Consider the following 11348-nt stretch of genomic DNA (forward strand, 5'->3'; position numbering starts at 1 on the left):
CCCGGCGGAACGTCTTCGCCGGGGCGCGTGGCGTTAGCATGCGTTTCATGGCGGATGATCAGTCAGGTCCCGAGCCCTTCGGCCTCCGGGCCTCCCGCGCGGAGCTGGACGACCTGCGGGCTCGGCTGCGCGCGACGCGCTGGCCGGACGCGCCGGAGGACGCCGGCTGGTCGCTCGGCACGGACCTCGGTTATCTGCGTGAGCTCGTGACCTACTGGGCGGAGGAGTTCGACTGGCCCGCCCAGGAGGCGGCGCTCGCCCGGCTTCCGCGCTTCCGGGTGCCGCTGGGCGGCCTCGGTATCCACTTCGTGCACGCCAGGGCCGTCGCGCCGGCGGGTCCCGTCCTGCCGCTGGTCCTCAGTCACGGCTGGCCCGACTCCTTCTGGCGCTACTCCAAAGTCGTCCCGCTGCTCACCGATCCGGGCGCGCACGGCGCCGACCCCGCCGACGCCTTCGACGTCGTGGTGCCCGACATGCCCGGCTACGGCTACTCCGACCGCCCGGCCGGGCCGCCGCTGAACTCGATCGCGGTCGCGGGGCTGTGGGCGGAGCTGATGACGGTCCTGGGCCACGACCGGTTCGGCGCGGCGGGCGGGGACATCGGCAGCCATGTCAGCCGCTATCTCGGGCTCGACAACCCCGGGCGGGTGGTGGGCGTGCACCGCACGGACGGCGGGATCCCGGTCTTCGCCGGCGACCCGGCCGAACTCACGCCGGCCGAGACCGCCTGGTTCGAGCAGGCCGCGGCCTGGGGAGCGGCCGAGGGCGCCTACGGCGCGATGCACCGCACCAAACCGCAGACGGCGGCCTTCGGGCTCAACGACTCGCCTGCCGGGCTCGCCGCGTGGATCGTGGAGAAGCTGCGCGCGTGGAGCGACTGCGGCGGCGACATCGAGCGGAGCTTCACCAAGGACGAGATCCTCACCAATGTCACGCTCTACTGGCTGACCGGCACGATCGGCTCGTCGATGCGGATGTACCGGGCGAATTCCGAGATCGCGCCGGAGCAGCTCGCCCGGCGGGTCGACGTGCCGTCCGGCTTCTCGCTCTTCCCCGCCGACATCGTCCGCCCGCCGCGCGCCTGGCTGGAGCGTACGGCGAACACCGTACGGGTCACCGAGCCCGCGCGCGGCGGCCACTTCGCGGCTTTCGAGGAACCGGAGCTGTACGCCCAGGAGTTGCGGGACTTCTTCCGCCCCTACCGGGCAGCCGCGGTGGCCTGACGACGCCTGCGCCGCTCCTGGCGTTCGCCGGACAGGTCTGCCGCGGTCAGGACGGGACGGGGTGGCCGCCGTCGCCCTCGACGACCGTGCGGCCGCCGTCGTCGGCAGCCTCGTCCTCGACGATGGTCACGTCGACGGTGCCGTCGCCGGTGGTGTCGAACTGGTAGAGGTCGGCCTTGCCGTCGCCCGTGGTGTCGACCATCCACACATCGGGTCTTCCGTCACCGTTGGTGTCCGCGCTCAGCAGCAGATGCTCTTCGCCCTGGGGCTCACTCGTGTCGTGTGTCATGGCGGCCTCGTGCCCAGGAACGGAACGACCTAACTTTCGGTCCGCGCCGCGGGCCACGCGGCGGGGTACGCCGCGTGGCCCGCGGAGTCCGCGTGTCCGCACCGGGTAGCCACGATTCATGTATCTGATCGATCGACGCGTCGAATCCCGCCGCCGAAAACGTCGAAGATCGGCCCAGAATTCCACCCCACCCCTCCCACCTCGCGCAACGCCACGACGGAGCCCACTCTGAGCTGCGACGATGAACACCCCTAATTGTTAGGAACGTTGACGGTCCCCATGGGCCGTGCTATCCAGATCTGGCACCACCTTGGACTAGACCTGGTTCACACCCGTGAACATGGATCAGAAAGGTCCCCCCACATGAAGATCCGGACCAAGACGCTTGCGACCGCCACCGCGGCCGGCATATCCGTCACACTCGGGCTGCTCGGCGGCAGCGCCCACGCCGCCGATCCGTCACGCGCGCCCGGCGGCAACTTCGACCTGGGCGTCTGGGAGTTGCAGGAGCCGGTCGGCTCCCCCGGCTCGCCCACCACGATCTCCTCGTCCCGGCTCCAGGGCGACAACGGCTTCCAGGACTCGTACTTCTACACCGACACCCGCGACGGCGCGATGACGTTCTGGGCGCCGGAGAAGGGGGTCACCACCCCGAACTCCAACTACGCGCGCTCCGAACTGCGGGAGATGAACCGCAACGGCAGCGCCGCCGACTGGTCGCTCAGCGGCAGCCACAAGCTGTCGGCCACCCTGCGCGTGGTGTCGGTGACGAAGAACGTCTGCGTCGGCCAGATCCACCTCGGCTCCGGCGGATCCTCGACCAAGCCGCTGATCGAGCTGTACTACCACTCCAACGGCGACATCGTCGCGGGCACCGAGAACTCCCCGTCGGGCGGCCAGACCACGCACACCGTCGGCCATGTCTCGATCGGCAAGACGTGGCAGTACACGATCGCGGTCTCCGGCGGCCACACCATCGACCTGACGGTCAACGGAAGCACGACGCACTACGCCATCCCGTCGTCCTTCAACCAGTACAAGCAGTACTTCAAGGCCGGTTCGTACAACCAGTCCTCCTCCAGCAGCACCACCAACGGCGCGCGGGTCGCCTTCTACGGGCTGACCGTGTCGCACAGCTGAACCGGCGGCCGAACGATTCACCCGTCCGGGCGCACATGGCGGACACGCCTCGGGCAAGGCGGTCGTGTGCACGGGGTCGGTCTCATGACCATCGCGCTCGGGAAAGCTGCACGCCGTGCGGTGTGGTGTCCGGCCTGGTCGGGCACCACACCAGAAATCACTTTTCGCAGCCTTCGTCCGCCTCCGGGCCGGCGGGGCGGGACGAGGGACGACGGTGGACGAGCGAAGCGGGATCAGCGATGTGGTCGTGGTCGGCGCCGGGGTGGCCGGGCTCGCCTGCGCGGCGGACCTGGCCGCGGCCGGGCTTTCGGTGCGCGTGCTGGAAGCCTCCGACGCGGTGGGCGGGCGGATGCGGACTGACCGGCGGGACGGTTTCCTCCTCGACCGGGGCTTTCAGGTGTTCAACACCTCCTACCCCCAGGTGAAGCGACGGATCGATCTCCGGGAGCTGCGCCTGCGGCCCTTCAGGGCCGGCTTCCTGCTGCACACCGGTGACGGCAGGAGGCGCTTCGCCGACCCGAGCCGCGCGCCGCGCGAATGCGGGGACCTGCTGCGCGGACGCGTCGCCCCGCCCCGCGACCTGGCCGCCCTCGGGCTGCTGAGCGCCCGTGACATGCTGCTGCCCGCCCGCGTGGTCAAGGGCGGCAGCGACACCACCACCTTGACGGCGCTCGCCGCCGCCGGGCTCTCCGAGGAGACCGTGGACTCGGTGCTGCGGCCGTTCCTGTCCGGGGTGTTCCTCGAGGACGAGCTGGAGACCTCGAGCCGTTTCTTCCACCTCGTGTGGCGCAGCATGCTGCGCGGCACGCTCTGTCTCCCCTCGGACGGGATCGGCGCGGTGCCGCGGCAGCTCGCGCGAGCGCTGCCACCGGGGGCACTGCGGCTGGAGGCCGCGGTCGACGGATGGACGGACGACGGGGTGCGGCTCGCCGACGGCGAGGAGGTCGCCGGACGCTCGGTCGTCGTCGCCACCGGCCCCGCACAGGCCGCGTCCCTGCTGCCCGAACTGGGCGCCGTCGCGACCCGTACGGTGACCACGCACTATCACGCCGTCGACGGATCGCCGCTGGGTGAGGCGTCGCTGCTCGTGGACCGCGCACGCCGGGTCCTCAACAGCTGCGTCCTCACCGATGTCGTCCCCGGTTACAGCGCCGACGGCCGGGCGCTGGTGTCCACGTCCGTGCTCGGTGCCGGGAAACCGGCGGATGTCCTGCCCGCGCTGTCCGAGATGTACGGGACGGACGCGACGGCGTGGGAGCACGTGGCCTCGTACGAGATCGCGGACGCGCTGCCGGCCATGCCGCCGCCTCTGGCGCTCTCGCGGACCGGGCGGCTGGCTCCCGGCCGGTATGTCTGCGGGGACCACCGGGCGACGGGATCGGTGCAGGGCGCACTCGCCTCCGGTGCCCGCACCGCCCGCGAGGTCCTCTCCGATCTGCGGTGAGGCCGGGACGGCCCCCGGGATCTTGAAACGCCGCCGTCGCGGTGGGACCGTGACCGAATGGATCTTGGGCTGAACGGGAAGGCCGCCTTCGTCACCGGCGGAAGTCATGGCATCGGCCTGGCGATCGCGCGGGCGCTGATCGCCGAGGGCGCGTCGGTGGTGGTGTGCGGACGCGACGAGGAACGGCTCGCGGGCTGCGGGGTGCCGGGGGTGCGGGCGGATGTGATGGACCCCGGGCAACTGGGCCGGGCGGTCGACGAGGCGGCCGAGCGGCTCGGCGGCCTCGATCTGCTGGTGGCCAACGCGGGCGGTTCCTTCGGCGGCGGGCTGCTCGATTCGACGCCCGAGGAGTGGGCGGACACCTTCGCGATCAACGCGCTGCACGCCGCGCACGCGATCCGCACCGCGGTGCCGCACTTCGAGCGGCGCGGCGGTGGCAGCGCGCTGATCGTCTCCTCGATCACCGGCTGGAAGCCGGGGCCGCGCTCGTCGTACGCCGCGGCCAAGGCCGCCGAGATCCACCTCGCGGCTGCACTGGCGCAGGAGTTGGGGCCGCGCGGCATCCGCGTCAACGCCCTCAGTCCCGGATCGGTCGAGTTCGAGGGCGGCGGCTGGGCCTGGGTGCGCGAGAACCGACCGGACGAATTCGCCCGGTTCGCCCGGGAGGACTTTCCCCGCGGCAGCCTGGTCACCCTGTCCGAGGTCGCCGACACGGCCGTCTTCGTCCTCTCCGCCAGGGGTGGCGGGATCAGCGGCGCCAACATCTGTGTGGACGCGGCTCAGGACCACCCCAGCTCCGGGAGGTTCTTCCCGGTGTAGCCCCGTACGGCGGAGCGCACCGGGGTCCGCGGGATCTGCCGTCCGTGGGCCTGTATGGGCGCGCTCGGGGAACGAGGACCGGCAGGGGCGGACCGCGTACGACCCGTTGTGACCGGTCCGAACACGACGGGGCGGTGGCGATGCCAGGAATGGTCCGTGGATTCGACCGGTACCAGCGCGAGCACAGCTGGATCGGCCTGCCGCTCGCGGTGGCGTACAAGTTCGCCGAGGACCAGGCCATGTATCTGGCGGCGCTGATCGCGTACTACGGCTTCCTCGCGGTGTTCCCCCTGCTGCTGCTCGTGGTGTCGGTCCTCGGATTCCTGCTGCACAACGACCCGGACTTCCAGGAGCGGGTGGTCAACTCCGCCCTCCACCAGTTCCCGGTGATCGGCGACCAGATCGGCGAGAACATCCGGTCCTTCCACGGCAATTCGCTGGCGGTCGTCACCGGTGTGCTCGGCGGGCTCTACGGCGCCCTCGGCGTGGCGCAGGCAGCGCAGAACGCCCTCCTGAAGGTCTGGGCCGTGCCCCGGCACCGCAGGCCCAATCCGCTCATGTCCCGGCTGCGCTCCCTGCTGGTGCTGGGAGTGTTCGGCGCGGGCCTGGCGGTCACCACCGGTCTGACGGCGCTGGCCGGTGACACCCGGGCTTTCGGTGCCCACCCGGCCGTGCTGCTGCGGGTGGTCGCGACGGTGCTGTCGACCGGGGTCAACACCGGGCTGCTGCTGTTCGCCTACCGCTATTTCAGCGCGGACACCGTGAAGCTCCGTGTGTCGGCCGGCGCGGGCCTCGGCGCCGCCGTGGCCTGGCAGCTCGTGCAGTGGGCGGGCACGTACTACGTCCGGCACGAGCTGCGCGGGGCAACCGCCACGTACGGTCTGTTCGGCATCGTCCTCGGCCTGCTCACCTGGATCTACCTGGGCGCGCTCCTGTTCGTCCTCGCCGCCGAGGTGGCGTCGGTGCGGTCCCGCCACCTGTGGCCGCGCAGCCTGCTCACACCGTTCACCGACAACGTGGTGCTGACCCCCGCGGACCGCGCGGTGTACGTCTCCTACGCCGCCACCGACGTCTTCAAGGGCTTCCAGCACGTCACCGTCCGCTTCGACCCACCCGACAAGAACTCCGATCATTGAGGTCAACTCCGCGGATGCGTACGCACATTCACCCGATGTCTCCTTGCGCGGGACGTGTCTCTTTCCATTGAAAGTGGAGTTTTTTCTTCTCCTGCACGAAACCTTGCGGTCGGGAGGCGCGCTCAGTACCGTACGGTCGCCCCTCATCCCCCACGTCCGCGGGAGCGACCCATGCGCATGCACAGCAGAGTCTTACGGAAGGCGCGGGTCATCCCACGTCTGTCCGCCGCCGTGGCCACCGTGGTCGGCCTTGCCCTGATGTCCGTCGCACCGGCGGCCGCCGCCCCGCACACCCCGGCGGCCGCCGCTCCGGCCGCCGCGAGCGCCGCGGCGGCGGGAGCGACCACGCCGTTCACGACCTACGAGGGCGAGGCCGGGACGCTCGGCGGCGGCGCGAGCACCGTCTCGCTCACCGCGGCCCCCACCACGCAGTTCTCCAGCGCCGCGCTGGAGGCGTCCGGCCACGCGTACGCGCACCTCGGCGGCACGGGCCAGTCGGTGCAGTGGACCAACACGACGGGCCACCCGATCAGCTTCGTCAACGTCCGGGCGAGCATCCCGGACTCGGCGGCGGGCGGCGGCCTCACCGGCACCCTCGACCTGTACGTGAACGGCACCTTCCGGCAGGCGCTGAATCTCAACTCCAAGCAGACCTGGGTCTACGAGGGCAACAACAACTACAACACCAGCGACAATCAGAATCCGGCCGACGGCTCGCCCCGCGTCTTCTTCGACGAGGCGCACACCTTCGTCACCGGCGACCCGATCGCGCCCGGCAGCACCTTCTCGCTGAAGAAGGACTCCGCCAACGGCGCCGCCTTCTACGACATCGACGCCGTCGACGTGGAGAATCCGCCGGCACCTGCCACCCAGCCCACGGGCTCGATCTCCATCACCAGCTGCGGCGCGGTCTCCGACAACGCCCCCACCAACGGCTCGGCGGACGGCCAGGCCGTGGACAGCGGTCCCGCCATCCAGAACTGCATCAATCAGGCGCAGGCCCAGTCCAAGACCCTGTGGATCCCGCAGGGCACCTTCTATGTGAAGGGCACGACCGGGCTGCGCGCCAACGGCATCACGATCGCCGGCGCCGGGCTCTGGTACAGCACCGTCTACCGTGATGTGCCGGTGCCCAACAGCACACCGCTGGCGGCGCTGTTCGAGCTGACCTCCTGCCACGTACAGAATTTCCACATCGACGCCAATGCGGTCAGCCGCAGCACCATCGGCGGCGACGGCGGCGCGATGGACACCACCGGCAGCAACTGGACGGCCGACGGCATCTGGACCCAGCACACCATGTCGGGCTTCTGGGCCTCGGGCACCGGCGGCAAGGTGAGCAACAGCCGGCTCACCTCGGTCTGGGCCGACGGGATCAACGTCAACAACGTCTCGCTCAACGCCGGTACGGGCAACGATCTGACCGTCACCAACAACTTCGTGCGCGGCACCGGCGACGACGCCATCGCCATCAACTCGGTGGACTACAACACCAACGGCGACGGCTCCAGGACGTACTACAACCCGATGACGCACATCACCGTCACCGGCAACACCTCGATCGCCCCCTGGGGCGGCAAGGGCATCGGCATCTACGGCGGCAGCGGCCATCTCGTCAGCGGCAACTACATCAGCGACACCGCCCGCTACATCGGCCTGGGCGCCGGGCGCTTCGGCGTCAACGGCAACGACCTGCTCTCCGCGACGGTCTCGGACAATGTCGTGGTCAGGTCCGGCGGCAACGCCTACAGCCAGGGCCAGCCGGCGCTGCACATCGGCAACGGCGGTGACGGCCAGAACACCGGCACCGTGGACCATGTGACGGTCACCGGCAACACGGTCGCCGACTCGCTCTACGACGCGGTGGGCTTCTCCACCTCCACCAACACCCAATTGCGGAACAACACCTTCACCGACCCGGGGCGCAACGGTGTGGTGATCTCGCCGCCGTTCTACCCCGCGCCCAGCGGCTCCGCCACGATCACCGGCAACACGCTGACCGGCCTGCGCCCGGGCGGCACCTCCTTCGCCAACAATTCCGCAGGCTTCAACGCCTCGGTCAGCGGCAACAGTTGGGAGACGACCACACCGCCGCCGGCCGGCCCCTACGGCGGTACGCCGGCCCCGGTCCCCGGCACCGTGCAGGCCGAGAACTACGACACCGGCGGTCGGGGCTCGGCGTACAACGTCACCTCGGTCAACGGCAACGCCAACTCCTACCGCGCCGACGGCATCGACCTGGAAGCCACCTCCGACACCGGCGGCGGCTACGACCTGGGGTGGACCGCGAGCGGGCAGTGGTTCCGCTACACCGTGACCGTGGCCAGCGCCGGTACATACACGGTGGGGCTGCGGGTGGCCGCACCGGCCGCCGTGGGTGACGCGCTGCGGCTGTCCGACGCGGCGGGCACCGACCTGAGCGGTCCCGTGGGTGTCCCGGCCACCGGCGACTGGCAGTCGTGGGCGACCGTCACCACGACCGTGACGCTGCCCGCGGGGCGGCAGACGCTGACGGTGCGCCAGGACAACGGCGGCTGGAATCTCAACCACCTGGTCTTCGCCGCGTCCGGCGGCACCACCCCGGCCACCGATCTCGCGGCCGGGCGGGCGACCGCCGAGTCCGGCCACACCCAGTCCTACGGCTCGTCGAATGTGACGGACGGCAACCGGGACAGCTACTGGGAGAGCGCCAACAACGCCTTCCCGCAGTGGGTGCAGGTCGATCTCGGTGCCGCGCGCACGGCGTCGCGGGTCGTGCTGAGGCTGCCCGCCGCCTGGGGCGCGCGGAGCCAGACGCTGGCCCTGACCGCGAGCACCGACGGATCGGCCTTCAGCACCCTCAAGGCGTCGGCCGCCTACACCTTCGATCCGGCGAGCGACAACACCGTCTCGCTCACCTTCCCGGCCACCGCCCAGCGGTACTTCCGGATCACGGTCACCGCCAACTCCGGCTGGCCGGCGGGCCAGCTCTCGGACTTCCAGGTCTGGAGCAGCTGAGCCCCGCACACGGGTGCGGCGCGGACCGGGGGTCCGCGCCGCACCCGCGCACGACGTCGTGATCCGGGCGTCACCCCGTGCCGGTCACGCGTCGCGGCGCTCCACGGGCAGGCGTTCCAGCAGGCCGCGAAGGTCGTCGGCGTGCTCCTCCTCCTGCGCCAGCAGTTCCTCGAAGACGCGCCGGGTGGTGGGGTCGCGGTCGCCCAGCCACTGCACGATCTCGGTGTAGGAGGCGATCGCGACCCGCTCGGCCACGAGGTCCTCCTCGATCATCTTCACCAGATCGGCGCTCGCGTCGTACTGCGCGTGGGAACGGCCGGTCAGGGTGTCGGGGTTGAAGTCGGGCTCGCCGCCGAGCTGCACGATGCGGGTGGCGAGCTTGTCCGCGTGCTGCTCCTCCTCCTGGGCGTGCTCCAGGAACTCCGCCGCGACAGGCTCGGAGTACATCCCGGAGGCGGTGAAGTAGTGGCGCTTGTAGCGCAGCGTGCAGACGATCTCCGTGGCCAGTGCCTCGTTGAGGACGGTGAGCACCCGCGGCAGGTCCGCGCCGTACGCGTCGGTCACCGGCCCCTTGCCGATCTCCTGCCGCGCGCGCTCGCGGATGGTTTCGATGTCGGTCAGGAAATCCGCCATGTGGGCTCCTCCATTGCGTCGTGCTCGCACGACATGGGCGGCCGCCGGCCGCCGCTTGCGTCGGTTACTCGGTTACGTGTGCCCACCGCGGCAGGGTCTACGGGTGGGCGACGGCCCGCACCATCCGGACGCAGTAATCGGGCCCGGCGGCGTGTGCCCCGTACTCGACAGGCATGTGTCACCCGGGCAGGACGGCGAGCGATCCGGACAGCACGTCCAGCGACACGCGGTGCGGCGCGTCGGGGGCCGTGGGTACGGTCACCCGCACGTCGGCCGACGTGGCGGACGTGCTCACCGCGTACGTGTCGCCGGCGCCGGCCGGCAGTCGAAGCGCCGTCGACGCGGATGTCATCCGTACGGCGAGCGACGTCGGGGGCGTGGCGAAAGCGATGTCCGCGCTTCCCGACGTCAGCACGAAAGTGGCGCGGGACGGATGGAGCGCACGCGCGGTCAAGCGGTCGGAGGCCGCGTCGACGCTCAGTCGGCCGCCGAGACCTTCGAGGTCCGTTTCACCGGAGGTCTGCCGCAGTCGCAGACCGGTTCGCTCCGGGACGACGAGGGTGAGGTCGCCGTCGCAAGCCCCTGTCGTACGGTCCGCCCCGTCGGCCCGGTCGTCCGTGCCGCACAGCACGGTGAGCGTCCGGAGCCCGTCCGTGTCGGTGACCGCGCCGCGGGTGTGTGGCACACCGCCGTCGGTACGCCGGTACGTGACCGAGATGCGGTCGGCGTCGGGATCGGCGGAGACCCGCACGCGGCCCGAGACGCCGTCGAGCACCACCTGGTCGGGGGCGTCGGCCCGGAACGCGGCTGTGGCGCCCGCGACGGCGGGCGCCACACTCTTCGGCGGATCGTCCCGGCCGGGGCGCGCGGCGTCGTGGTCCCGGGCGTGTCCGGTGATCACCAGGGTCACCACCACGGCGACCGCGATCGCCAGGACGGCGGCGGCGACGCCCGTACCGGCTCGCGGACGGCGGCCGGGCGGCGGGGGCTGCTCGCTCTGCTCCATGCCGCCCGCCTGCCCTCCCCGGTCCGTCCGAACCTCTTGCGGGCCGCCGTACCGCCGTACGCGATCGGCGGTGGCGGGACGGGCGGCGTCGCGTCGCTCGGGCGTCAGCGGGCGAGCGTGACCATGATGGTCTTGCCGCTGCCCGGCTCGCTCACCACGGTGAGCGTGCGCGCCAGGCGCTGGATCATCAGCCAGCCGAACCCGCCCGCGGCGCCGCTCCAGTCGGGCGCCCGCCCTTGGGGCAGGGTGTCGCTGGGATCCTCCACCGCGGCGCGGACGGTGTGCGCGGCCGCGCTGAGGCGCAGCTCGCACAGCGCGCCGGCGTGGCGGAACGCGTTGGTGACGAGTTCCGACACCACGATCAGCAGGTTCTGCGCTGTCCGTGCCGTCACCGGCGGGTTGAGCCCTTCGGCGAACTCCGACGCGATGACTCGCGCCTCCGCCGCGCTGGTGGGACGGCAGACGGTCACGGCGGGAGCCGGGCGCTCCGATTCCGAGGTCCCGCCGTCCATCAGGCTCTTCATGTCAATCACCTCCGAGCGGAGATCGCTCGCTCTGCGCGGTCCGGCCAGTGGTCAGCTGCGGCGCAGCATCATGACGACGAGCACGATGACGACGATCAGTACGATGGTGCCGAGGCCGATATACATGAGGTGCTCCG

The 11348-nt window shown here is 71.2% G+C and carries 10 protein-coding genes; 6 read left to right on the forward strand and 4 right to left on the reverse strand.

Annotated features, from left to right (window positions below; genetic code table 11):
• The first annotated feature begins 47 nt into the window (after positions 1 to 47).
• The gene (locus tag BM076_RS18185; protein WP_093714816.1) at positions 48 to 1223 is read left to right on the forward strand and encodes an epoxide hydrolase family protein; all 1176 of its coding nucleotides are present in this window, start codon (positions 48 to 50) and stop codon (positions 1221 to 1223) included.
• Between the two features lie 46 nt (positions 1224 to 1269).
• On the opposite strand, the gene BM076_RS18190 is transcribed toward BM076_RS18185, so the two are convergent.
• The gene (locus BM076_RS18190) at positions 1270 to 1512 is read right to left on the reverse strand and encodes a hypothetical protein (RefSeq protein WP_093714646.1); all 243 of its coding nucleotides are present in this window, start codon (positions 1510 to 1512) and stop codon (positions 1270 to 1272) included.
• A 363-nt stretch (positions 1513 to 1875) separates the two neighbouring features.
• On the opposite strand from BM076_RS18190, the gene BM076_RS18195 reads away from it, so the two are divergent.
• From BM076_RS18195 to BM076_RS18215, 5 genes are all read left to right on the forward strand, one after another.
• Positions 1876 to 2652, forward strand: a complete 777-nt coding sequence (locus BM076_RS18195) for a polysaccharide lyase family 7 protein (protein WP_093714647.1) — start codon at positions 1876 to 1878, stop codon at positions 2650 to 2652.
• Between the two features lie 214 nt (positions 2653 to 2866).
• Positions 2867 to 4096, forward strand: a complete 1230-nt coding sequence (locus BM076_RS18200) for an NAD(P)/FAD-dependent oxidoreductase (RefSeq protein WP_093714648.1) — start codon at positions 2867 to 2869, stop codon at positions 4094 to 4096.
• Between the two features lie 57 nt (positions 4097 to 4153).
• Entirely contained in the window at positions 4154 to 4915 is a 762-nt protein-coding gene (locus tag BM076_RS18205) for an SDR family NAD(P)-dependent oxidoreductase (protein ID WP_093714649.1), read from the forward strand.
• Positions 4916 to 5055: 140 nt separating this feature from the next.
• Positions 5056 to 6051 carry a YihY/virulence factor BrkB family protein gene (locus tag BM076_RS18210; RefSeq protein ID WP_245796145.1) on the forward strand — a complete coding sequence of 332 codons (996 nt, stop codon included), beginning with the start codon at positions 5056 to 5058 and terminating at the stop codon, positions 6049 to 6051.
• A gap of 177 nt (positions 6052 to 6228) precedes the next feature.
• Positions 6229 to 9048, forward strand: a complete 2820-nt coding sequence (locus BM076_RS18215) for a discoidin domain-containing protein (RefSeq protein ID WP_218160081.1) — start codon at positions 6229 to 6231, stop codon at positions 9046 to 9048.
• A gap of 84 nt (positions 9049 to 9132) precedes the next feature.
• Here the strand turns inward: BM076_RS18215 and BM076_RS18220 are convergent, their stop codons facing one another.
• The 3 genes from BM076_RS18220 to BM076_RS18230 all read right to left on the reverse strand — a co-directional run bounded on the left by BM076_RS18220 (position 9133) and on the right by BM076_RS18230 (position 11211).
• Positions 9133 to 9681 (reverse strand): ferritin-like domain-containing protein, encoded by a 549-nt coding sequence (locus tag BM076_RS18220; RefSeq protein WP_093714652.1) that lies wholly within the window; start codon positions 9679 to 9681, stop codon positions 9133 to 9135.
• A 178-nt stretch (positions 9682 to 9859) separates the two neighbouring features.
• Entirely contained in the window at positions 9860 to 10687 is an 828-nt protein-coding gene (locus BM076_RS18225) for a hypothetical protein (protein ID WP_093714653.1), read from the reverse strand.
• A gap of 104 nt (positions 10688 to 10791) precedes the next feature.
• Positions 10792 to 11211: an ATP-binding protein gene (locus BM076_RS18230; RefSeq protein ID WP_245796131.1), complete on the reverse strand. Its 420-nt coding sequence runs from the start codon at positions 11209 to 11211 to the stop codon at positions 10792 to 10794.
• Between the last annotated feature and the right edge of the window lie 137 nt (positions 11212 to 11348).

Origin of the sequence: Actinacidiphila alni, from assembly GCF_900112845.1 — a bacterium.
Classification (GTDB): Bacteria; Actinomycetota; Actinomycetes; order Streptomycetales; family Streptomycetaceae; genus Actinacidiphila; species Actinacidiphila alni.